Source organism: Salmonella sp. K21076, from assembly GCF_039650795.1.
GTDB classification, from domain to species: domain Bacteria; phylum Pseudomonadota; class Gammaproteobacteria; order Enterobacterales; family Enterobacteriaceae; genus Salmonella; species Salmonella enterica.
On record NZ_JBCLYA010000009.1, the window covers coordinates 27811 to 52275 of the forward strand.

At 55.0% G+C, this 24465-nt stretch carries 19 protein-coding genes, 1 pseudogene and 1 riboswitch; of the genes and pseudogenes, 5 read left to right on the forward strand and 15 right to left on the reverse strand.

Features of this window, described 5'->3' with window-relative positions:
* Positions 1-6: 6 nt before the first annotated feature.
* Positions 7-996, reverse strand: coding sequence for a GTP 3',8-cyclase MoaA (moaA, locus tag AAYN39_RS04435; RefSeq protein WP_000168180.1), 990 nt, complete (start codon positions 994-996; stop codon positions 7-9).
* Positions 984-1128: riboswitch (molybdenum cofactor riboswitch) on the reverse strand. It overlaps the preceding gene by 13 nt.
* A gap of 264 nt (positions 1129-1392) precedes the next feature.
* Here moaA and yvcK point away from each other — a divergent pair.
* On the forward strand, positions 1393-2301 hold the full coding sequence (gene yvcK / locus AAYN39_RS04440) for a uridine diphosphate-N-acetylglucosamine-binding protein YvcK (protein ID WP_001246034.1): 909 nt from the start codon (positions 1393-1395) through the stop codon (positions 2299-2301).
* A 94-nt stretch (positions 2302-2395) separates the two neighbouring features.
* Here yvcK and slrP read toward each other — a convergent pair.
* The 7 genes and pseudogenes from slrP to bioB form a co-directional block, all read right to left on the reverse strand.
* Positions 2396-4660, reverse strand: a pseudogene (gene slrP / locus AAYN39_RS04445) (SPI-1 type III secretion system effector E3 ubiquitin transferase SlrP).
* A gap of 7 nt (positions 4661-4667) precedes the next feature.
* Positions 4668-4841 (reverse strand): hypothetical protein, encoded by a 174-nt coding sequence (locus AAYN39_RS04450; protein WP_001539544.1) that lies wholly within the window; start codon positions 4839-4841, stop codon positions 4668-4670.
* A gap of 308 nt (positions 4842-5149) precedes the next feature.
* A complete protein-coding gene (gene uvrB, locus AAYN39_RS04455) occupies positions 5150-7171 on the reverse strand; it encodes an excinuclease ABC subunit UvrB (RefSeq protein WP_000042501.1) in 2022 nt (673 codons plus the stop codon).
* Positions 7172-7821: 650 nt separating this feature from the next.
* Complete coding sequence (gene bioD / locus AAYN39_RS04460; protein WP_000167219.1) at positions 7822-8508, reverse strand: dethiobiotin synthase; 687 nt, start codon at positions 8506-8508, stop codon at positions 7822-7824.
* Entirely contained in the window at positions 8501-9256 is a 756-nt protein-coding gene (gene bioC, locus AAYN39_RS04465) for a malonyl-ACP O-methyltransferase BioC (protein WP_000079913.1), read from the reverse strand. Before bioC ends, bioD begins: the two co-directional genes overlap by 8 nt.
* Positions 9240-10397 carry an 8-amino-7-oxononanoate synthase gene (bioF, locus tag AAYN39_RS04470; RefSeq protein WP_000118943.1) on the reverse strand — a complete coding sequence of 386 codons (1158 nt, stop codon included), beginning with the start codon at positions 10395-10397 and terminating at the stop codon, positions 9240-9242. Before bioF ends, bioC begins: the two co-directional genes overlap by 17 nt.
* Positions 10394-11434, reverse strand: a complete 1041-nt coding sequence (gene bioB / locus AAYN39_RS04475; RefSeq protein WP_000090724.1) for a biotin synthase BioB — start codon at positions 11432-11434, stop codon at positions 10394-10396. The genes bioF and bioB overlap by 4 nt, the downstream gene beginning before the upstream one ends.
* Positions 11435-11520: 86 nt before the next feature.
* On the opposite strand from bioB, the gene bioA reads away from it, so the two are divergent.
* On the forward strand, positions 11521-12810 hold the full coding sequence (bioA, locus tag AAYN39_RS04480) for an adenosylmethionine--8-amino-7-oxononanoate transaminase (protein WP_000205503.1): 1290 nt from the start codon (positions 11521-11523) through the stop codon (positions 12808-12810).
* Between the two features lie 57 nt (positions 12811-12867).
* A complete protein-coding gene (locus tag AAYN39_RS04485) occupies positions 12868-13344 on the forward strand; it encodes a kinase inhibitor (protein WP_000767403.1) in 477 nt (158 codons plus the stop codon).
* Positions 13345-13428: 84 nt separating this feature from the next.
* Here AAYN39_RS04485 and hutH read toward each other — a convergent pair whose 3' ends face one another.
* The 5 genes from hutH to hutI form a co-directional block, all read right to left on the reverse strand.
* Positions 13429-14949 carry a histidine ammonia-lyase gene (gene hutH, locus AAYN39_RS04490; RefSeq protein WP_001095232.1) on the reverse strand — a complete coding sequence of 507 codons (1521 nt, stop codon included), beginning with the start codon at positions 14947-14949 and terminating at the stop codon, positions 13429-13431.
* Between the two features lies 1 nt (position 14950).
* Positions 14951-16636 (reverse strand): urocanate hydratase, encoded by a 1686-nt coding sequence (hutU, locus tag AAYN39_RS04495; RefSeq protein ID WP_001115205.1) that lies wholly within the window; start codon positions 16634-16636, stop codon positions 14951-14953.
* A 195-nt stretch (positions 16637-16831) separates the two neighbouring features.
* On the reverse strand, positions 16832-17557 hold the full coding sequence (locus tag AAYN39_RS04500) for a histidine utilization repressor (RefSeq protein WP_000287410.1): 726 nt from the start codon (positions 17555-17557) through the stop codon (positions 16832-16834).
* A 44-nt stretch (positions 17558-17601) separates the two neighbouring features.
* A complete protein-coding gene (gene hutG, locus AAYN39_RS04505) occupies positions 17602-18543 on the reverse strand; it encodes a formimidoylglutamase (RefSeq protein WP_000195673.1) in 942 nt (313 codons plus the stop codon).
* A complete protein-coding gene (gene hutI / locus AAYN39_RS04510; RefSeq protein ID WP_001249497.1) occupies positions 18540-19763 on the reverse strand; it encodes an imidazolonepropionase in 1224 nt (407 codons plus the stop codon). The genes hutG and hutI overlap by 4 nt, the downstream gene beginning before the upstream one ends.
* Before the next feature lie 237 nt (positions 19764-20000).
* Between hutI and AAYN39_RS04515 the strand changes: the two genes are divergently transcribed.
* Positions 20001-21284 (forward strand): putative acyl-CoA thioester hydrolase, encoded by a 1284-nt coding sequence (locus AAYN39_RS04515; RefSeq protein ID WP_001094768.1) that lies wholly within the window; start codon positions 20001-20003, stop codon positions 21282-21284.
* A 143-nt stretch (positions 21285-21427) separates the two neighbouring features.
* On the opposite strand, the gene pgl is transcribed toward AAYN39_RS04515, so the two are convergent.
* Complete coding sequence (gene pgl, locus AAYN39_RS04520; protein ID WP_000815470.1) at positions 21428-22423, reverse strand: 6-phosphogluconolactonase; 996 nt, start codon at positions 22421-22423, stop codon at positions 21428-21430.
* A gap of 163 nt (positions 22424-22586) precedes the next feature.
* Between pgl and AAYN39_RS04525 the strand changes: the two genes are divergently transcribed.
* Positions 22587-23405, forward strand: a complete 819-nt coding sequence (locus AAYN39_RS04525) for a pyridoxal phosphatase (RefSeq protein ID WP_010989132.1) — start codon at positions 22587-22589, stop codon at positions 23403-23405.
* On the opposite strand, the gene modC is transcribed toward AAYN39_RS04525, so the two are convergent.
* Positions 23406-24464, reverse strand: coding sequence for a molybdenum ABC transporter ATP-binding protein ModC (modC, locus tag AAYN39_RS04530; protein ID WP_000891721.1), 1059 nt, complete (start codon positions 24462-24464; stop codon positions 23406-23408). It lies immediately after the preceding gene.
* Position 24465 lies beyond the last annotated feature (1 nt).

Below are 24465 nucleotides of genomic sequence, written 5' to 3' on the forward strand. Positions count from 1 at the left end.
TAAGGATTAACCGCCAATGTAAGATAAATTTTGCGTAATACCAGTATTGCTCTGGTGAAGGAAATGGGTCTGCTTTTTCTCCCGCAACGCGTCGGAAATACGTTCCTCAAGCGCGTATTGCTGCGCATCATCCTGTAACAGGTCGCGTAAACTCACGCCGCCGTCGCCAAACAGACATAAATGCAGCTTACCGACGGACGAAACACGCAGGCGGTTACAGGTGGCGCAGAAATCTTTTTCGTACGGCATAATGAGACCGATCTCACCGGCGTAATCGGGGTGACAAAAAACCTGCGCCGGACCATCGCTACGCTGGCGGAGCTGGTGGATCCAACCGCGCTTAATCAGCTCGTCACGTAATACCTGACCCGAAATATGATGTTTGCGGAAGAGATCGCTCCCCTCGCCCGTCTCCATAAGTTCAATGAAGCGTAGCTGAATGGGGCGAGGCTGAATCCAGGCAAGGAAGGTATCCAACTGATGGTGATTCACGTCGCGCATCAGCACGGTGTTGACTTTCACCTTTTCGAAACCGGCGTCAAAGGCGGCATCGATGCCCGCCATCACCTGGCGGAATTTGTCCTGACCGGTAATCGCATGGAACTGACGCGCATCCAGACTATCCACGCTAACATTGACGCCCGTCAGCCCCGCTTCGCGCCAGTTCGCGGCATCGCGCGCCAGTCGATAACCGTTAGTGGTCACCGCGATCTGGCGAATAGCATCATTTTCACCCACGGCGGCAATGATGTCGGTAAAATCGCGGCGTAATGAAGGCTCGCCGCCGGTAAGACGCACCTTTTCCGTGCCAAGACTGGCAAAAGCGCGCGTAACGCGACGAATTTCATCGACGGTAAGGAAACCGTTGTTAGTGACGCCGCCAGGTTTGTAGCCATCCGGCAGACAGTAGGTGCAACGAAAGTTACACACATCGGTAATCGACAAACGCAAGTAGTAAAACTTACGCGCGAAAGCATCGGTAAGTTGTGAAGCCATGTACACCTTTCCAAATACGGGAGGCGGAGTCATTTCTTCCTGCGCCCTGGTGGCAAACGTTAAACGTTGTCACGGCCAAAGCACCATATCAAAAATGACCCAGGTGCAGAGGCTAGAGTGTTTATTGTGGTTACGCCGATACTAGCGTGTAAATGACAATTTCGCCATCACGCTTTCGCTATATAAACATATACATAGCGATATGATCGTGCTATTTAGCGACAGAATACGTGAAAATCACACTTTTACATTGATATATATCATTTAGCCGTGGTAACGCCCTCGCTATAAAGGGGTAGTCGGGAATAATTAATTGTCTTTTAGCCGGTCGGCTAATTGCTGAAAACCCGCGACTTGCGCTACTGTAGCGCTGCTTATTTGACTTCAGGAATTTTTATGCGCAATCGTACGCTGGCTGACCTTGATCGTGTCGTTGCCCTCGGCGGAGGGCATGGATTAGGACGCGTCCTCTCCTCGCTTTCTTCATTAGGTTCGCGCCTGACCGGCATTGTGACTACCACAGATAACGGGGGGTCAACTGGCCGTATTCGCCGCTCGGAAGGCGGGATCGCCTGGGGCGATATGCGCAACTGTCTGAATCAGTTAATTACCGAACCCAGCGTCGCATCCGCTATGTTTGAGTACCGTTTTGGCGGTAATGGCGAACTTTCTGGTCATAACCTCGGAAATTTGATGTTAAAGGCGTTAGATCACCTGAGCGTGCGGCCTCTGGAAGCGATTAATTTAATTCGTAATCTGCTTAAAGTGGACGCGCAGCTGATCCCGATGTCGGAGCTACCGGTAGATCTGATGGCGATTGACGATCAGGGGCATGAGATTTATGGCGAGGTGAATATCGATCAGTTAGCGACGCCGCCGCAGGAGATCATGTTAACGCCAAACGTTCCGGCGACGCGGGAAGCGGTACAGGCCATTAATGACGCGGATCTGATTCTGATTGGCCCTGGCAGTTTTTATACCAGCCTGATGCCTTGCCTGCTGCTGGATGAACTGGCGCAGGCGCTGCGGCGCACCCCAGCGCCAATGGTGTATATCGGCAATCTGGGTCGCGAACTGAGTCTGCCCGCCGCCAGTTTAACGCTGGTCGATAAGCTGGCGATGATGGAGCAATATATTGGCAAAAAAGTCATTGACACAGTAGTGGTTGGGCCGCGAGTTGACGTCAGTGCGGTGAACGATCGGCTGGTGATTCAGGAAGTGCTGGAGGCCAGCGATATCCCCTATCGCCACGATCGTCAGTTATTACACAATGCGCTGGAAAAAGCGCTACAGGCGTTGGGTTAAGCCCGTTTACCGACGACGCTGCGCTTATCAGAAGCCTGTTTACACCGAAGGGTAAACAGGCTCTCTCCCTCTTCTGATAAACTGCGTTCAGCTATCACCAGTAGGCGCTCATGAGCGAGCTCACCTCTTTTTTCAGCAATATATTCTCCATGATCTCAGTAAAGAGGGTCTGATTGATCTCTTCCATTATCCGCATTCCAGCCATGCGCTCTGCGTCAGGATCACCTGCTATTCCTAACGCTTCCAGTTCAGCATTGACCCGGCTCTGATACTCATCCGTTTCAATACACTCAGCCCTTTTGGCCATCATTTCACGCCACTCTTCTGGCGCTATACGCTCCAGCACTTTATGCCACGGCCCCCACAGCGCAAACCATTTGTGAAAATCCCTATTTTCAGCAATTTTTATCCTTATTTCCGCCTCGTCCAGGTCAGACTCAGTGATACCCGAAACGTTATAAAATCGCATATCCTGGGTCATTGTTGTCAGCGACAGCGACTCTCGTAACTGATTCTGAAAACCCAGATATACTTCGATTTCGTCAATAAAAAACAGCCGTTTTACCTTTTCTCTGGCGAGCGATTCTATTTGCTCCAGCCGAAAGATTTCACGCCCCGCCATAATCAGTTCCGCTAAGTGGCTATCAAAGGCGCCTCTTTCAGCATCATGAACCAACGTCGCTTCCTGCATTTGATGGTATGCCAGTGTGACCCGATCTTCACAGCTTATCGTTGCATCCATCGCTATAATAAATGCGGTTTCTCTTAGTGCGCTATCATCAGCCAGGCGCATTAGCCAGGCGGAGACTTGTTCCTTAAAATCCGAATGTCGGGTGTTCTGCGTATCGCTAAGACGATCCAGAAACATGCTGAAGGCTGCCGCGTTTACTTCCGTCTCAAACGCCCGCCATTGGTTGACGTCTTCCTCCTCGAGATTGGTTAGCCACCCCTGGACAGCTTGATGCAGTGGTCGAGTTACCCGAACAATTGAAAAGTCGCCCATGGCAAAAAATACCTGGGGTCCCTGATAACCCGCAGAGGACATTAGCCGCTGCATATTCTGTATTGTTCGTTCTGAAAAAGGATTATGTTCTACGATTATTCTTGTAGGTTGAGGTCCTTCACCACGAAAACGGGGTAACGACTCTGGGAGACGGACCAGGCGATTGCGAGAGGCCTGCATTATTTGTAATGCCGCCGGGAGGTTTTCCGGTAGATTACTCAATGCGTTACGGGAAACGTCCAGCGTTGTTATCGTGGGAGGTAGTGTTTCAGGCAGAACAGTAATCTGATTTTTACTTACATCCAGGAACTGTAATTCTGGTGGTAACGATGCGGGCAGACTGGTTAAAGCATTTTCGCCGGCCTCCAGATTCTTCAGGCCCGGCGGCAATGTTTCAGGCAGAGCGGTTAACGAATTACTCTGCACATTCAAATGGGTAATCCCTGACGGAAGATGTTCTGGCAGTGTCCTTATGCGGTTATCATAAACGCTCAGGTACCGAAGTTCCTCAGGTAGATTTTCAGGTAAGGAACTAATTTTATTATGAAAAAGATCCAGCGATTGAAGCGCTGAAGGCAAACGTTCCGGCAATTCAGTAATACGGTTAATGCTCAGCTCCATTTTCTGTATGGTATCCGGTAACGTGGCAGGGATACTGGTTAGCTGATTACTGCTGGCATACAGGGTCTTTATATTTCCCTGTAAATTTTCCGGCAAACTTTTCAGTTCATTGTTATCGAGTATCAGAGTAGTTATCTGCTCAGGAATACAGGCGGGTATAGTGGTAAGTCCTAATATTTTCAGACGGAGTTCCGTCTTATTATTTTTCAGGCAGTCACGCATCCGTTGTACGGCTTCTTCACGATTTGCTGCCTCTTCCGCTGGCGCCGCTTTTACCTACTCAGACCAGATTAACTCATAATTCACAGTATCTTTGGAGCCGGAAGCGCTACTCGCCTGCTTGCTTTCTGTCACACGGGTATAGGTGACTGACTTCCCCCCTCCCTCAACGGTATAGCCTTCTGTATTAAAAACTATAGACAGAATTTCCTGACTATTTTCACTCAAAATACAGTATTGGTCTGCCCCTCCTCTACTATACTGAATATTATCCGCATACGCCGGGAAAGCTAACATCCTTAAACATTCAAACTTGCTTTTGATCTCTTCTGGCGAGGCGGTTTCAGGTGGATGACAAAGATAAGCGATTCAGCTTTGTGCTTCAACCTGATGTTCTGAAGAGAAAAAGGCACTTATTTTATTCCATATCTCTTCTTTTAAAGGCACCTCTGTTGATGCCTCATTGCTAATACTTTGATGCCTTGCCGTAGATTGTATATTAGTAATATTAAACATATTTTCCCTACCTGATCTGAACGTAACCTAAAGTAACAGATAAGGATATTCTCAACTTTAAACAAGAGGCCATAGTCGTCATTATTTCGGACAAATCATTCAGTATTTGCAGCGCTTGACTTATAAATGCTCGCGCTTCCATCACCTCTTTTTTAAGTAGAATGATGTAATCTGTTGCCATGACACGCTTTCAACGAACTCACATAAGATTAAAATGACGATCATGAGGATAGCTATACCGATAATACGGGGCGTTTTTTTTCATAGCCGAGGAGAGAGGGAAAATTAGCGTTGGGTTCAGCCTCAACGCTAATTTTCTTCAGTTGTGATTAAACTAGCTACCCCATTGATGTTTTGACTTTTTCGACAATCTCGTTAGTCAAAGCCTGTCACTGTTTTTCATTCCTGACTGACTTAGCCCTGACTATTGCACTGAAATTCTCAAAAGCGAGCCATGGTAACGATGACTCGCTGGCGATCGACACATTGTCAGGACGCCGCGATAAACAACTCGCGTAACTGGTGCAACTGGTCGCGAATTTGCGCGGCTTCTTCAAACTCCAGATTTTGCGCGTGCTGCATCATTTGCTCTTCCAGTTCATGAATTTTCTGCTGCAACGCTTTCGGCGTCATATCCAGTTCGACAATTCCGGCTTTTGCCGTAGAACGGCCCTTGCCTTTCCCCTTCGCTTTGGTTTTCGCAATGTTCTGCCCCAGCGCCAGGATGTCGACCACTTTTTTGTTCAGCCCCTGCGGAGTGATACCGTGCTCTTCGTTGTACTTCTGCTGCTTCTCGCGACGTCGCTCGGTTTCGCCAATCGCCTTCGCCATCGACGGCGTGATTTTATCGCCATACAGAATCGCTTTACCGTTAACGTTACGCGCCGCGCGCCCTATGGTCTGAATCAGGGAGCGCTCGGAGCGCAGGAAGCCCTCTTTGTCGGCGTCCAGAATCGCCACCAGCGAGACTTCCGGCATATCCAGCCCTTCGCGCAGCAGGTTAATCCCCACCAGAACGTCAAACTCGCCCAGACGCAAATCGCGGATGATTTCCATGCGCTCCACGGTATCAATATCTGAGTGCAGGTAACGCACGCGCTCGCCGTGCTCTTCCAGATATTCGGTCAAATCTTCCGCCATCCGTTTGGTGAGCGTAGTGACAAGGACACGCTCATTAATGGCCGCACGCTGACGAATTTCGGACAGCAGATCGTCCACCTGGGTCGCCACCGGACGCACTTCAATAATCGGGTCCAGCAGCCCGGTCGGTCGCACGACCTGATCCACCACCTCATCACCAGATTTTTCCAGCTCATAGTTGCCGGGCGTGGCGGAAACATAGATAGTTTGCGGCGCTAAGGCTTCAAACTCCTCAAACTTCAGCGGACGGTTATCCAGCGCCGAAGGCAGACGGAAGCCATACTCGACCAGCGTCTCTTTGCGCGCCCGGTCGCCGCGGTACATGCCGCCTATCTGCGGGATGGTGACATGAGACTCATCCACCACCAGCAGTCCGTCGGCGGGCAGATAATCGAACAAGGTTGGCGGCGGTTCGCCCGGCCCGCGGCCCGACAGAAAGCGGGAATAGTTTTCAATGCCTGAGCAGTAGCCCAGCTCGTTCATCATCTCTAAATCGAACTGCGTGCGCTGGCTTAATCGCTGCTCTTCAAGCAGCTTATTATTTGCCAGCAAGACCTTACGCCTGTCCGCCAGCTCATCTTTTATCTCTTCCATCGCCTGCAGAATACGCTCGCGCGGCGTCACGTAGTGCGTTTTGGGATAGATAGTATAACGTGGCACCGTTGACTCTACCTGCCCGGTTAACGGGTCGAACAGCGACAGGCGTTCCACTTCTTCATCAAACAGCTCAACGCGTAGCGCAATGTCGTCAGATTCAGCCGGGAAGATGTCGATCACTTCGCCGCGCACGCGAAAGGTACCACGCTGAAAAGCTTGATCGTTACGGGTGTATTGCAATTCCGCCAGCCGACGCAAAATCGCGCGCTGGTCAATCAGCATTCCCACCGTCAGATGCAGCATCATTTTCAGGTAGAGATCCGGATCGCCCAGACCGTAAATCGCGGACACGGAAGCCACCACCACGACATCGCGTCGCTCAAGCAACGCTTTCGTTGCCGACAACCGCATTTGCTCAATATGTTCGTTTACCGAAGCGTCTTTTTCGATAAACGTATCCGAACTTGGCACATACGCTTCCGGCTGATAGTAGTCATAGTAGGAGACGAAATACTCCACCGCGTTTTCCGGGAAAAACTCTTTCATTTCGCCGTAGAGCTGCGCCGCCAGGGTTTTATTGGGCGCAAGCACCATCGTTGGCCGCTGCAAGTCCGCAATGACGTTGGCGATGGTGAATGTCTTCCCGGAGCCGGTCACGCCCAATAACGTCTGATGCGCCAGCCCGTCCTCCAGCCCCTCTTCCAGACGACGTATAGCGTCCGGCTGATCGCCAGAAGGTTTAAAAGCGGAATTCAGTTTGAACGGTTTACTCATGAGCGGCTACCTGAAGGAGTGAGCGGGCAGGGATGTAATTTTACTCTCGACGGTGAATATTGCCAATAAAAAATACTGGATGAAAAAACAGTAACACTCCAGTGTATAATGGCTATCGGCAGATACCCCACGCTATTTAGAGGTAAAACATAGACAGTCGCGGGGTAAAATTCCAGCAGTGTGCTGGTTATCCCCAGACCAGAGTCTTTTTTAACATTTGTCAAGTCGGATGATGAAAGTTTTATGTCAACGTATCCCCCTTCCTTTACAACCATTGATTTTATATAACTTGCTGTCTAAAAAGGGATATTTTCTCAAGCCGTCTTTCGCGCCAATTTAGTCGCAGGCCGCGTCGCCTCTCGCTTACGTTGTGTTTTCTAACTCTAATACACAAGGTTATCCACAGGAATAGTGGATAACTGCTTCCAGCCCGTATCCCCTGCCGCCTGGCAAAATCAGCCCCTGACGTTTTCGCCGGGCGATAAAAAAAAATTATCGCTATTTTTGGCAGATTATTGGCTAACGAGAAGGCAAAAATTGAGGCGTAGACGCTCACATTTTGCACATTTTTAGCATGGCGACGTCAGGAGGGTCTGGCGAAAGAACAGCAGGATCGTCTGATCCTGCAAGAAGGCGGTTTTTAAGCGCGGTCAGGCGCGTTCCAAGGGGCTAAGGTCCAGATACTGTCCTGTCGCCGCCTGCGATGGAGAAACGCCCAGCCACGGGATTTCCCCTAACAGCGGGGCCGGTATGACGCGGCGAAGCGTCGCGAGATATTCACCATGACGCGCGCCTGGCGGCTGCATGTCGTTGGCTATCCATCCGACAAGCGGTAATCCGGCCTGTTCTACCGCCAGCGCCGTCAGCATGGCGTGATTAATACAGCCCAGCTTGACGCCAACAACCAGAATCACCGGCAGCTGCTCCGTCTGTACCCAGTCGGCAAACGTCAGCGTGGCAGAGAGCGGTGTAAACCAGCCGCCCGCCCCTTCTGTCAACACCCAGTCTGCCTGCGCCTCCAGCGTTCGTAATCCGCGTGATAACACCGCCGCGTCTATCGCCCGGCCTTCGTCGGCGCTAGCGATGTGGGGAGAAGTAGGCTCGGCAAAAGTATAAGGATTGATAGCGGAATAAGGTTGCGGCAGGCTGCTGTTACGCTGCAAGGCCAGGGCATCGCTATTGCGTAGCCCGTCGGTTGTCATTTCGCTGCCGGAAGCGACGGGCTTATAGCCTACGGTTTGATAACCTAACTGCGTTGCGGCCTGCAATAAGGCGCAACTGGCGACCGTTTTACCGACTTCAGTATCAGTACCGGTCACAAAATAGCGTTTAGTCACGTTCAATCACTCCCATAAAAAGGTGGTACGTCAGCAGATATTTCCCCTGCCGCTGCGGCCATGCCAGTTGAATCTGTCTAAGCCGGGCGCGGGTTAATACATCCGTCTCCCGCCCTTCATGAAGATGGGTGGCGCCAATGCCTTTGAGCGAACGCATCGCGCTCAGGGCATCCTCAAACCACAATGTCATCGCCTGAGTATGACGAGACGCCCGCCAGCCGCGTAGCGCGTGGTCAATGGCCTCTTCCGGCAAAAAGCTATTCGCGTGAGCGCGATTATCGACGGCCTGCCATGCCTGACGCAGCTCCGGCAACGACCCCTGGCACAAGGTGGTAAACGCCACCACGCCGCCGGGCCGTACAACCCGATACAACTCGCTCAACGCATCGCGTAAATCGCCGCACCACTGGACCGCCAGGTTGCTCCAGGCCAGGTCAAAAACTTCGGCGTCATGGGGAATCGCTTCGATATCCGCCAGCAAATAGTGATGCGCCGCCTGACGATCGCGAGCCTGTTGCAGCATCGGCAGCGAAAGATCCAGGGCGGTCACTTCGCTCCCCCGCTCTCGCCAGTAACGACTCATACGTCCGGGGCCGCAGCCTGCGTCCAACACACTGGCAAACTGGCGGCCTGTCAACAGCGTCAGCAGCGCATCCGCGCTGTGTTGCTGTAAAGAGGCGTGCTGTTCGTATTGCGATGCGGCCCGGCCAAACGCCGCCGCAATAGCCTGCTTATTCACCTGCGCCATGCAGCACCTCCAGCAGACGGTCTATATCGCACGCTTCATGCGCCTGCGTTAACGTTAAGCGCAGGCGCGCCGTACCGACAGGCACCGTCGGCGGACGAATCGCCGTCGCCCAGCATCCTTGTTGACGCAGCGCCTCCGCCAGGCGCAATGCACGGCTGTTATCGCCCACGATTAACGGCTGGATGGCGCTATGGGCATTCAGTAGCGTAAATCGGGACGCGTTAACGCCGGCCCGAAAGCGCTGAACCAGAGCGGCGAGTTTTTCGCGCCGTTCACGACCTTCATCGCTACGGATCACCGCCAGCGAGGCGCTTAACGCCTGCGCCTGGGCGGGCGGCATACTGGTGCTGTAAACCAGATGACGGGCGAATTGCAGCAGATAATCTGCGACGCTTTCCGAGCAGAGCACCGCTGCGCCGCTGACGCCAAACCCCTTACCGAAAGTCACCACCAGCAACTCAGGCTTCACCCCCCGCTGCCAGCAGGTGCCCCGCCCCTCATCGCCAGTCACGCCGATGCCGTGCGCATCATCAACCAACAGCCAGGCATGATGCCTGCGGGCAATGTGCTGGATTTCCGCCAGCGGCGCGCTGTCGCCGTCCATGCTGTATACACCTTCTGTCACCACCAGTTGCTGACCCACGCAGGGCGATTGCAGTAAACGCGACAGATGCTGCGTATCGTTATGGATAAAGCGGCGAAGCTGCGCCGGACTCAGATTAGCGGCTTCCAGCAGGGAAGCATGACTCAACCTGTCGGCCACAATCCGGTCATTTTTTTTCATTAAGGCGGTAATGACCGCCTGATTCGCCGCAAAGCCAGAGATAAACAGCAGCGCGCGTGGATATCCTAACCATTGCGCCAGTTCCTCCTCTAACGCCTGGTGCGCCACGGAATAACCGCTGATATGACCCGACCCGCCGCTGCCGACGCCAAAACGCGTCGCTGCCTGTTGCCAGGCGCGAATAATCTGCGGATGTTGACTTAAGCCGAGGTAATCATTGCTGGAAAAGTTAAGATACTGTCGCCCGTTCGCTACCAGCCAGCGTCCGGCGCCCTGCGATACCACATAGCGGCGGCGCAACGTATCCGTCGCCCGACGCGCCGTCAGCGCATCGTCGACGCGTTGTTGCCAACTCATAAGGCTGCCGCGTTGTAATAATCATCGGTGTCAGGCGTCATCAGCGTCTGCTCCAGACGTTGCTGCTGCTCGTTATCGCCCGCCAGCACCCTGGTCTGCTGCGGATTCAGCCCCAGCTTACGGAATAACTGCAGATCCTTGTCCTCTGCCGGATTTGGCGTAGTTAACAATTTGCAGCCATAGAAAATCGAGTTCGCCCCGGCCATAAAGCACATCGCCTGGGTCTGCTCGTTCATCTGTTCACGTCCTGCGGAAAGACGCACGTATGAGGTCGGCATCATGATGCGCGCTACGGCGATAGTACGAATAAAATCAAACGCATCCACGTCATCGTTATCCGCAAGCGGCGTGCCTTTTACCTTCACCAGCATGTTGATTGGCACGCTTTCCGGCGGCGTAGGCAGGTTCGCCAACTGCAACAACAGTCCGGCGCGATCGGTAACCGTTTCGCCCAGACCCACAATGCCGCCGGAGCACACTTTAATCCCTGCTTCACGGACTTTTTCCAGCGTGTCGAGGCGCTCCTGATAGGTACGGGTAGTGATGATATTGCCGTAAAACTCCGGCGAGGTATCGAGGTTGTGGTTGTAGTAATCCAGCCCGGCGTTAGCCAGACGCTGCGCCTGGCTCTCGTTCAACATGCCGAGCGTCATACAGGTTTCCAGCCCCATCGCTTTGACGCCCTGTACAATCTTCTCCAGATAAGGCATATCGCGTTCATGCGGATTCTTCCAGGCCGCCCCCATACAGAAGCGGGTCGAACCGGCGTTTTTCGCTTTACGGGCGGAGTCCAGTACCTGCTCTACCTCCATTAAACGCTCGGCTTCCAGCCCGGTTTTATAGCGCGAGCTCTGCGGGCAGTATTTACAATCCTCCGGGCAGGCGCCGGTTTTGATCGACAACAGCGTACTAACCTGTACCTGCTGCGGATCGAAATGCTGGCGATGAATTTGCTGCGCTTCAAACAGCAATTCCAGCAGTGGTTTTTCAAATAATTCGGTTACTTGCGACAGTGTCCAGCGTGGGTGGCGAGCCATCGGGCCTCTCCAAAATATGTTGTTTGTTTTTGATATGGTGTAGACTCGTAAACCTAAATCTTTTTAATTTGGTTTACAAGTCGATTATGACAACGGACGATCTGGCCTTCGATAAACGCCATATTTGGCATCCTTACACTTCCATGACCTCGCCGCTGCCGGTATATCCCGTTGAGCGGGCCGAAGGCTGCGAGCTGGTTCTCGCCTCGGGCGAACGCCTGATTGAGGGGATGTCCTCCTGGTGGGCGGCCATTCATGGTTATAACCACCCGCAATTGAACGCGGCGATGAAAGCGCAAATTGACGCCATGTCGCATGTCATGTTCGGCGGCATAACCCATCAACCTGCGGTGAATCTGTGCCGTAAGCTGGTCGCGATAACGCCTGAGCCGCTGGAGTGTGTCTTTCTGGCCGACTCTGGTTCGGTGTCGGTAGAAGTGGCCATGAAGATGGCGCTGCAATACTGGCAGGCTCGTGGCGAATCGCGTCAGCGTTTTCTGACGTTTCGCCACGGTTATCATGGCGACACGTTCGGCGCGATGTCGGTGTGCGATCCGGATAACTCCATGCACAGCTTGTGGAAAGGCTATCTGCCTGAAAATCTGTTCGCGCCGGCGCCGCAAAGCCGGATGGATGGCGAATGGGATGAAAGCGACATCGCGCCATTTGCCCGCCTGATGGCCGCGCATCGCCATGAAATAGCCGCCGTGATTCTGGAACCTATCGTTCAGGGCGCGGGCGGGATGCGCATATATCATCCACAATGGCTCAGGCGTATTCGTAACATGTGCGATCGCGAAGGCATTCTGCTGATTGCCGATGAAATAGCCACCGGGTTTGGCCGTACCGGCAAACTGTTCGCCTGTGAGCACGCCGGGATCGCGCCGGATATTCTGTGTCTCGGCAAAGCCTTAACCGGCGGTACCATGACCCTCTCGGCAACGCTCACGACACGCCAGGTTGCAGAGACTATTAGCAACGGCGAGGCGGGGTGTTTTATGCATGGCCCGACGTTTATGGGGAATCCGCTGGCCTGCGCCGTCGCTTGCGCCAGCCTGACGCTGCTGGAAAGCGGCGAATGGCGTCAGCAGGTGGCGTCTATCGAGTCTCAGTTACGCGCTGAGTTAGCCCCCGCGCAAAGTTCGCCCTGGGTGGCGGATGTGCGGGTGTTGGGCGCGATTGGGGTGGTTGAAACTACGCATCCGGTCAATATGGCGGCGCTTCAACGCTTCTTCGTCGGGCAAGGCGTCTGGATCAGGCCGTTCGGCAAGCTAATCTACCTGATGCCGCCCTACATTATTCGTCCGGATCAACTGCGCCGTTTGACCCAGGCGGTCAATGACGCGGTACACAATGAAACATTTTTTAGCCATTAATCAGCGGTAAGCGATGCTGCTTCTGGCTACACTTCTGGTGAGTCAAAAGGAGAGCGCATGAAACTTATCAGCAACGATTTGCGCGATGGAGATAAACTTCCTCATCGCCACGTTTTTAACGGTATGGGCTATGATGGCGATAATATTTCGCCGCATCTGGCCTGGGACGACGTGCCGATGGGCACCAAAAGTTTTGTCGTGACCTGTTACGATCCTGACGCGCCGACCGGCTCCGGCTGGTGGCACTGGGTGGTGGTGAACCTCCCGGCGGATACGCGCGTACTGACCCAGGGGTTCGGCTCAGGCCTGGTGGCCGTACCAGACGGCGTCATTCAGACGCGTACCGATTTCGGTAAAGCGGGCTACGGCGGCGCGGCGCCGCCTAAAGGGGAAACGCACCGCTATATCTTTACGGTTCACGCGCTGGACGTCGAGCGTCTTGACGTTGATGAAGACGCCAGCGGCGCGATGGTCGGCTTTAACGTGCATTTCCATTCGCTCGCCAGCGCCTCGATAACGGCGATGTTCAGTTAAACGCTGTGTCGGATGGCGGCATAAACGTCTTACCCTTCCAACGGGTTGGGTAAGCCGAATACGTGCCGCGCCATCCGGCAACATTCACATAAAGTCCGGCACCAGACGCTGTAACGCGCCTTGCGCCAGCAGCGTCGTCGCACACTCAATATCGGGCGCGAAAAAACGATCCTGCGTATAGTGCGCCACCCGCTCGCGCAGTGTCTGCCGCGCCTGTTCCAGTAACGGGCTGGAGGTTAACCCTTCCCGTAAATCTATCCCCTGACAGGCAGCCAGCCACTCCACGGCAATGACGCCGCGGGTATTCGCCGCCATTTCCCAGAGTCGCCGTCCCGCCGCCGGGGCCATTGAGACATGATCTTCCTGATTCGCCGAGGTCGGCAGGCTATCCACGCTGTGCGGGTGCGCCAGCGCTTTATTCTCGCTGGCAAGCGCCGCGGCGGTGACCTGGGCAATCATAAAACCGGAATTAACGCCGCCATTTTTCACCAGGAACGGCGGTAACTGCGACATATGTTTATCCATCATCAGCGTGATGCGCCGCTCCGATAGCGCGCCGATTTCCGCTATCGCCAGCGCCAGATTATCCGCCGCCATGGCAACCGGTTCAGCATGGAAGTTACCGCCGGAGATCACCTCCCCCGCCTCGGCAAAGACCAGCGGATTATCGGACACCGCATTGGCCTCAGCCAGCAGTACCTCTTTCGTCTGACGTAACTGGGTCAGACAAGCGCCCATTACCTGCGGCTGGCAGCGGAGGGAATACGGGTCCTGAACTTTATGACAGTGGTGATGTGATTCAGCAATGGCGCTGGTATCGGTCAGCAGATGCCGGAACAACCGCGCGACGTCAATTTGCCCCTGTTGTCCGCGCGCGGCATGAATGCGCGCATCAAAAGGACGGCACGATCCCAGTACGGCTTCGGTAGTCAGCGCGCCGCAGACGACGGCGGAGGCAAATAATTCCTGTGCCTCAAACAAACCGCGCAGCGCGAAGGCCGTCGACGCCTGGGTGCCGTTAAGCAGCGCCAGCCCCTCTTTGGCCGCCAGCGCGACAGGTTCCAGTCCGGCCTTTTTTAGCGCCGCCTGCGCCGGAAGCCATTCGCCCTGCCAGCGCGCTTTTCCTTCGCCAAGTAGCGTCAGCGACAGATGCGCCAGAGGCGCTAAGTCGCCCGACGCGCCAACCGACCCTTTTGCCGGAATCAGCGGATACACGCCGGCATTCACCAGAGCGATGAGCGCCTCTATCACGCTCAACCGAATCCCGGAAAACCCGCGCGCCAGGCTATTGATTTTCAATACCATGATCAGACGCACCATCGCGTCATCCAGTGGGTCGCCTACGCCCGCGGCGTGAGACAGCACCAACGATCGCTGTAGATTTTGCAAGTCTTCATCAGCGATGCGCGTCTGCGCCAGCAGGCCGAAACCGGTGTTGATGCCGTAGGCGGTACGCCCTTCGGCAACAATATCATTGACGCACGCAACACTGGCGTTAATGCCGTCAATGGCGCTGGCGTCCAGCCGAAGCTGTACCGGATGACGCCAGACATCGTACAGTTGAGAGAGGCTTAACTGCCCCGGAGTGAGTGTCATGGTGTTCATATCAGCCTTTCCCCTGCGTCGCCGCAACCATCGGTAAATTCAGACCTTGCTCAACAGCGCATTCCACCGCGAGATCATATCCGGCATCGGCATGACGCATGACGCCCGTCGCCGGATCGTTGTGTAACACGCGGCGAATACGCGCGGCGGCCTCGTCAGTGCCATCACAGACAATCACCATACCGGCGTGTTGCGAAAAACCCATCCCCACCCCGCCGCCATGATGGAGCGATACCCATGTCGCCCCGCTGGCGGTATTCAGCAACGCATTTAACAGCGGCCAGTCGGAAACCGCGTCGGAACCGTCGCGCATCGCTTCGGTTTCACGGTTAGGGCTGGCGACAGAACCGGAATCCAGGTGATCGCGGCCAATCACAATGGGCGCGGATACCTCGCCGCAACGCACCATTTCGTTGAACGCCAGCCCCAGTTTTTGCCGCCACTCCAAGCCTACCCAGCAGATACGCGCCGGTAGCCCCTGAAAATGAATGCGCTCACGCGCCATATCCAGCCAGTGATGCAGATGTTTATCCTCAGCCACTATCTCTTTGACTTTGGCATCGGTTTTATAGATATCCTGCGGATCGCCGGACAGCGCCACCCAGCGAAACGGCCCGATGCCACGACAGAACAGCGGACGAATATAGGCTGGCACAAATCCCGGAAAATCAAAGGCGTTTTCCACCCCCATCTCTTTCGCCATCTGGCGAATATTGTTGCCATAGTCAAAGGTCGGCACGCCCATTTTACTGAACGCCAGCATCGCCCGAACATGCGCCGCCATGGAACGTTTCGCTGCCTGCATCGTCCCCCGGGGATCGGATTGCGCGTTTTTCTGATACTCCTCCCAGCACCAGCCGGAGGGCAAATAGCCATGTAGCGGATCGTGGGCGCTGGTCTGATCGGTCACCAGGTCCGGGCGCACGCCGCGATTAACCAGTTCCGGCAGGATATCCGCCGCGTTCGCGCACAGGGCGACGGACACGGCTTTCCCCTCGCGGGTGTAGCGCGTAATGCGGGCCAGCGCGTCATCCAGCGTGGCGGCCTGCTCATCCACGTAGCGAGTACGCAGACGAAAATCGATACGGCTTTGCTGGCATTCAATCGTCAGCGAACACGCTCCGGCCAGCGTCGCGGCTAGCGGTTGCGCGCCGCCCATGCCGCCCAGCCCGGCGGTCAGCGCCCAGCGTCCCGCCAGCGTGCCGTTATAGTGCTGACGCCCCGCCTCGACAAAGGTTTCGTATGTTCCCTGCACGATTCCCTGACTACCGATATAGATCCAGCTTCCGGCCGTCATTTGACCGTACATCGCCAGCCCTTTCGCATCCAGTTCGTTAAAGTGTTCCCATGTCGCCCAGTGGGGAACCAGGTTGGAGTTGGCGATTAATACCCGCGGCGCGTTGTCGTGCGTTTTAAATACGCCGACCGGTTTGCCAGACTGAATCAGCAACGTTTCGTCCGCCTCCAGCCGGGTGAGCGCATCAACAATAGCGTCATAGCATTCCCAGTTGCGCGCGGCGCGACCAATCCCGCCGTAGACCACCAGCTCATGCGGATTTTCCGCCACGTCAGGATCGAGATTATTCATTAACATCCGCAGCGGGGCTTCTGTCAGCCAGCTTTTCGCCGTTAATACCGTGCCTCGGGGCGCGCGGATAGTCTGCTGACGATACTTGCTTTCAGGCATAGCAATGACTCCTCATTATTATCGGTCTGCCATCGCCAAATAACGCTAAAACGCCACTATCAGGCACCGCCGCAGACCCACAGATAAGAATCAGACATATACTTATCTATACAAGTAAGCACAAGAATAGAATTAACAAAAATGATACAATTTTGTTATATTGTGTCAGCAATCACGTTTTCCGGCAGCAGCCGCTCAGGAGATAAATCGTCCCTGTAGCCGGTAGCGCGACCCGGGGAAAAGTAAGCGGGCGTGAGAAACAATCCGCGACGCGGACCAGGTTGTACGACGAATGAGCAGACAAGGCTCATGCTCTTTGATAGTTAACCACGCGCACTCTTGCGCCGTGGCGCGCACCGCCTCCACAATATGTTCCCCTTCCGTTAGCGGCGCGATCCGCGACAAATAAGCGTGCGGCGTGGTCTGACGGTAATCCTGCGTCAGGTAATCCACGGCAATATCCGCATTCACGCAGCGATCTTCAATTTGTACCGGCAGATCGTTTTCATAATGCACCATGATGGAATGGAAAATGACATCACTCTCATTGACGTTGAGAGCGCTGGCCTGGATGGCGTTTGCCCGCACACGCTCCAGCGTGAGCACCTCACAACGATGCTGATGATGGCGGGCGGCAATCTCCTCGGCGATACTGCGGACTTCAAACAGTGCGGACTGGCCTTTCGGTTCGGCGACAAACGTCCCCACGCCCTGTAAACGCACCAGCCACCCTTCATCCGTCAGCTCACGCAGCGCCCGGTTGATGGTCATTCGGCTAAAGCCATACTGAGCGACCAGTTCAGCTTCCGACGGAATGCGATCGTGCGGCTGCCAGACGCCGCCGGCTATTTTTTTACAGATGTCCTGTTTCACCGTTTCGTAAAAAGGCGCAGGCGCAGAACGGGAGCGGGATGAATACATGCGTGAAGCCTTCCTTATGCGGATAATGTTTTCCGGATGACAGATTAACGCCACCAGTGCGCGATTTGCCAGCCAAGCCGCGCCGCCACGCGCGCCGCTGCGCCATCTTCATCAAAGCGTGGATTAAATTCAACCAGATCCGCCGCCTGTAATTTTCCGCTGCGGCAAACCGGCTCAATTAAACGCAGAACCTGTATCAGCGGCACGCCCAGCGCTGCGGGAGCGGAGACGGCCGGCATTTCCCAGACAGGCAATACGTCGAGATCGATAGTCAGATAAATTTTATCCACCTTGTCAATAAACTGCGTCATCTGCGCCAGCGCGTCATGGCAGTCCAGATCCTCCACCACGGTAACATTTCGCCACTGCGCTTCCCGCCACAACGCCTGCGTATTCGCCGCACGGCTCACGCCGAAACAAGCATAATGAAACGCGCGGCTCTGCGCGTCGCATAGCTGCGCCAGTTGACGAAACGGCGTCCCGGATGTTGCCCGGTCGGTCTGACGGAGATCCAGATGCGCATCAAGATTAATGATCCCTACGCTTTCCTGCGCAAACGCGTCCAGCACCCCCGCGCCGTGTCCAAACGCGGTTTCATGCCCGCCGCCCATTACCAGCGTGCGCATCCCGGCCCGCAGACAGCGGCTTACCGCATCGCGCAAGGCCTGCTGCGCGCCTTCCAGATCGGGCGTCGGCGCAACCCAATTGCCTAAATCCACCAGCCGTTCATGTCCCTGATGGCTGGCCATATTCGCCAGCGCCTTACGCAACGCGTCCGGGCCGCCTGCCGCGCCGGGACGGCCTGAATTGCGTTTTACCCCCTCGTCGCAGGCAAATCCCATTAACGCGATCTTTTGCTGCCAGTTTTCGGGGAAAAAGGCCTCGCTGCGCGTGACGGTCTGAAACAGACGCCGCGCATCCGGCGCTTCTATACTGTCATCGCGCCCCTGCCAGAGCGCCGGAGAAGCCGGATACCATTGCGTCATGAGATTTGTCCTCTGTATACCCGCTGATATAAAGGGTTACGCCCCGGCTCATACACAATCTCTACCGGCTGTTCAGCATCCCACACCACAAAATCCGCCCGGTAGCCGGCCCTGATCTGCCCATGCGTCGCCTGTCTTCCCAGCGCGCGAGCGGCATGGCGCGTAACGCCCGACCATGCCTCTTCCGGCGTCAGACCAAACTGTACGCAGGCCATATTCATCGCCAGATGCAAACTGCAAAACGGGCTGGTGCCGGGATTGAAATCGCTGGCGACGGCGACAGGCACCTGATAGCGGCGCAGCAGTTCAACCGGCGGGCGCTGCGTCTCGCGCAGAAAATAAAACGCGCCGGGCAACAACACGCCGACAGTACCGCCGTCACGCATCGCCGCGACGCCCGCTTCATCAAGATATTCGATATGATCCGCCGATAAACCCTGATAACGACTCACCAGCTGCGCGCCGCCCAACAGCGAAAGCTGCTCAACATGGCCTTTAACGGGAATACCTAACGCCTTCGCCGTCTGCAACACGCGCTCACTCTGGGCCACATTAAAGCCGACGCTCTCGCAAAAGAGGTCTACCGCATCAAATAACCCTTTTTGCCAGAGCTGCGGAATCATCGTCTCGCAGACCAGAGTGATGTAGCCGTCCGGGTCGTCACGATACTCCGCTGGCGTAGCATGAGCGGCCAATAGCGTGGGGCTAATGTCGATAGCGTTTTCGGCAGCAAGTTTTGCAGCGACGCGCAACAGCTTTTCTTCTGTCGCCAGCTCCAGACCATAGCCGGATTTAATCTCCAGCAGCGTAACGCCTTCGCTGGCAAGGCGCATCATGCGTTCGCGCGCCAGCAGGTAGAGCGTCTCCTCCGCACAGGCGCGGGTTGCTGATACCGTCGCGTTAATGCCGCCGCCCTGAGCGCTAATATGCTGGTATGACGCGCCGTTAAGCCGCTGCTCCCACTCTGCGGCGCGGTTACCGGCAAACACCAGATGCGTGTGGCAATCGATAAGTCCCGGGGTTACCAGTCGTCCCTGCATATCATGGATATTGTCCCCACTGACAGGAAGCTGCGTCTCTGGCACGATATCGCAAATATGCCCTTCGCGTACAATCAGCGCCTGGCTATCCACCAGCCCGTACGGGGCTTGCCGCTGCGGGTCCATTGTCGCCAGCCTGATGTTTCGCCAGACAGTATCGCCCGGTAAAAGTTGCCGCATTCCTGTCGCTCTCTTGCCTGTCATGAGTTGTATAGACATTTATTTTCTTTCTGCTCCGGATTGTCAACTCAAAGCGCGAAAGTTGTTGCTTAATTGTGATAAAACTATCTGATGCTACAGGTGTTTCCAGCCTGAAAAGGAACTTTTTACCTTTTCGCCTTCCCGTTTCGTTCAACTTAGTATAAAAAAGCAGGCTTCAATGGATGTCATTTAACTTTTTCAAGCCCGGAGCAACCTGTGAATACATTATCGGTTTCCCGTCTGGCGCTGGCACTGGCTTTTGGCGTGACGCTGAGCGCCTGTAGCTCTACGCCACCCGATCAGATCCCTTCCGATCAAACCGCGCCTGGCACCGCCTCGCGCCCCATTCTGTCGGCAAATGAAGCGAAAAACTTCGTTGCTGCGCGCTATTTTGCCTCCCTGACGCCGAATACCGCCCCGTGGTCGCCGTCGCCGATTACCCTGCCCGCACAGCCTGACTTTGTGGTGGGGCCGGCAGGTACGCCAGGCGTTACGCACACCTCGATTCAGGCCGCGATCGATGCGGCAATGGTTAAACGCACGAACAAACGCCAGTACATTGCTATTATGCCGGGCGACTATCAGGGGACCGTGTATGTTCCCGCCGCGCCGGGAAGTCTGACCCTGTACGGGACCGGTGAAAAACCGATCGATGTAAAAATTGGGATGGCGATTGATGGTGAAATGAGTGTCGCTGACTGGCGCCGCGCAGTGAATCCCGGCGGGAAATATATGCCTGGTAAACCCGCCTGGTATATGTTCGATAACTGCCAAAGCAAACACGCCGCGACGATCGGTGTAATGTGTTCTGCCGCGTTCTGGTCGCAGAATAACGGTCTGCAGCTACAAAATCTGACCATCGAGAACACGCTGGGCGACAGTGTCGATGCCGGAAACCATCCGGCGGTGGCGCTGCGTACCGATGGCGACAAAGTCCAGATTAACAAGGTCAATATCCTTGGCCGCCAGAACACCTTCTTTGTGACCAACAGCGGCGTGCAGAACCGTCTGCAAACCGATCGCCAGCCGCGTACGCTGGTGACGAACAGCTATATTGAAGGCGATGTGGATATGGTTTCCGGACGCGGCGCCGTGGTGTTCGATAACACCAACTTCCAGGTCGTCAACTCCCGCACACAGCAGGAAGCCTACGTCTTCGCCCCGGCGACGCTGTCCAATATTTACTATGGCTTTTTGGCGATCAACAGCCGCTTTAACGCCTCCGGCGATGGCGTTGCGCAGCTTGGCCGCTCGCTGGATGTCGACGCCAACACCAACGGTCAGGTCGTGATCCGCGACAGCGTGATTAACGAGGGCTTCAACGTTGCCAAACCGTGGGCCGACGCGGTCATCTCGAAACGTCCGTTTGCTGGAAATACGGGAACCGTGGATGACAAAGACGAGGTGCAGCGTAATCTGAACGACACGAACTACAACCGCATGTGGGAATACAACAACCGCGGTGTAGGCAGTAAAGTAGTGACGGAACCTAAGCAGTAATCGCCGTTCCGGTTCAGGCTTATAAACGGGCCGCCGCAGCAGATGTGGCGGCCCGTGGTTTTACTGCAAGCGATGTTTATTGAAATTAATCAGGCATCCTGCCCTGGTGAGCTCCAGCCCGCCGCCCTCCGGCACACAGCGCTTTAGTACGCGTTCACCACAACCCACATTGGCCCCTGGCCGACGGCATAACGGCCTTTTTCCGTCAGCAACCCCTGAGTGCCCGTAATTTCATAGACCGCGATATGATGTGATTTTTGACCCGCAGCAATCAGGTATTTCCTGCTGTTGTCGATATTAAAGCCGCGCGGTTGGGCTTCCGTCGGCTGGAAGCCTTCAACGCTCAGTACGCTGCCATCTTCGGAGACACTAAAGACGGTAATCAGACTGGCGGTGCGGTCACAGGCATACAGATGCCGTCCATCCGGCGTAATATGAATATCCGCCGCCCAGCGGGTATCGGAAAAATCGGCGGGCATCATATCCAGGGTTTGTACGCACTCTATCTCGCCATGCGGATTTTTAAGCTGCCAGACATCCACCGAACTGTTCAGTTCATTGACGCAATACGCATATTGTCGATTCGGGTGGAAGACCATATGACGCGGGCCTGCCCCTTCAACTGTATTTACTTCCGCCGGCTCCTGGGCCACCAGATGGCCGTCATCGCTTAGCGTAAACAGACAAATGCGATCCTGTTTTAGCGCAGGCACCCACAGGGTACGGTTATCCGGCGTAATATTTGCCGAGTGGCAGCCGTCCAGCCCTTCCACCACATCCACCAGCTCAACCGGCAGGCCATCCTGTAAGCGCGTCACGCTGACATTACCGGCGTTATACGATCCGACAAAGACAAAACGACCATGATGATCGGTAGAAATATGGGTCGGGCTACCCGGCAGGGCGGATTCGGCGGCAAACGTCAGCGCGCCATCATCCGGCGCAATACGATACGCCAGGACACGAAACTCCGGGCGCACGCCGACATAGAGGTAGCGTTTATCCGGACTGACCACCATCGGCTGAACCTGACCGGGCACATCCACGACCTGCACCAGCGTCAGCGTCCCTTCGTGGTTCAGGCTCCAGACGTGAATTTGCTGACTCTCAGGGCTGGCGGTATAGACTGTTTGTTTCATGAATACTCCTTTGCATATGGCATGTAGCTGCAATAACAGGACACAGCTTAACGTAGTCGCTTTTGACGGCGAATGCTGAATTCAGACGCAGAATTTTGTCTGCTTACCGTCCCGGTGTACCATGCCGACAGACGGAATTATTACTCTTAATCTGGAAAAAATTATGACTGCACGCGTGATTGCCCTCGATTTAGACGGAACATTATTAACCCCGCATAAAACCTTACTCCCCTCCTCGCTTGAAGCGCTATCACGCGCCAAAGAGGCGGGCTTTCAACTTATCATTGTCACTGGTCGCCATCACGTTGCTATTCATCCTTTTTATCAGGCGCTGGCGCTGGAAACACCTGCTATTTGCTGCAACGGCACCTATTTGTATGATTATCAAGCTAAAACTGTCCTGGATGCCGATCCTATGCCCGTGGATAAGGCGTTGCAGTTGATTGATTTACTGGATGAGCATCAGATTCACGGCCTGATGTATGTTGATGACGCTATGCTTTACGAACACCCAACCGGTCACGTCGTGCGTACCTCCCGGTGGGCGCAGACCTTGCCGCCGGAGCAACGTCCGACCTTTACACAGGTCTCTTCGTTGGCGCAGGCGGCGCGCGACGTGAATGCCGTGTGGAAGTTTGCGCTTACCGATGAAGATATTCCCAGACTACAGCGGTTCGGTCAGCATGTTGAACAGGCGCTTGGCCTGGAGTGTGAATGGTCATGGCACGATCAGGTGGATATCGCGCGCAAAGGCAACAGTAAAGGCAAGCGCCTTACCCAGTGGATAGAAGCGCAGGGAGGGTCAATGAAAAATGTGATCGCTTTCGGCGATAACTACAACGACATCAGTATGCTGGAGGCGGCAGGCACCGGCGTTGCGATGGGCAACGCCGATGAGGCGGTGAAAGCGCGCGCTGACTTTGTGATCGGCGATAACACTACCGATAGCATCGCCAAATTTATATACACCCACCTGCTATAGTCAGGCGGTGATAGAAACGCTTTTCACCTGCGCGTAAAGCCACAGGCCAGGCTTGATATTCAGCTCATCCCTGGCCCACGGGCTTATTCGCGCCCACAGCGTTCTGCCGCCTATTTCAAGCTGGACTTCCACCTGCCCGTTATCGTCATAACAATTCGCCACTTTTGCCCGTAATACGTTGCGGATACTGGTCTGCTGCGGCGGCTGTAGTACCAGCGAGACATCCGACGCCTGTATACGAATACGCAGTGTGGATTGCAGCGGCTGATTGAGTTTATTTACCCACAGGTGCTGGTCGCCAAGCGCCAGAGCGGTCATGGCATAATGCGGGTGATGCTCCAGCACGCTGACTTTCAGAATACTGCTCTGTTGCTCTTTCGGCAGCCACGGGTGCATAACGCTGCTTCCCCAGACTTCTTCCAGCGGGCCAAACGCTTTAACCTGTCCATCCTCCAGCACCATGACTTTATCCGCCAGGTGGAGAATTTCATCGAGAGAATGGCTGACATACAGCATGGGAATATTGATTTCTCGCGCCAGCCGTTGCAGGTACGGCAGTAATTCGCGTTTACGCGGGATATCCAGCGAGGCCAACGGTTCGTCCAACAGCAGCAACTCCGGGGCGGTGAGCAATGCCCGGCCTATCGCTACGCGCTGTTTTTCTCCGCCGGACAGGCTCCCCGGCAGGCGATCAAGCAACGCTTCAATTCCCAGCAGCGACACCAGCTTATCAAACTGACCGGTCATGCTTTTCGCCATGCCATAGCGCAAATTGCCGCGTACTTTGTAATGGGGGAACAGGCGCGCATCCTGGAAAACATAACCGATGCGGCGCTTTTCCGGCGTTAAACAGATACCGTTTTCCGCGTCATGCAACACCCGGCCATTCAGCACGATGCGTCCTTTTCGCGGGCGAGTCAAACCGCTGATGGCATTAATCAGCGAGGTTTTTCCCGCGCCGGAGACGCCAAAGATAGCCGTGATCCCACTGGCTGGCAGCGTTTCGTTGAGGGTTAAACAGTGCGTTCCCAGCGTCTGGGAAAAATTAAGCTCCAGCATG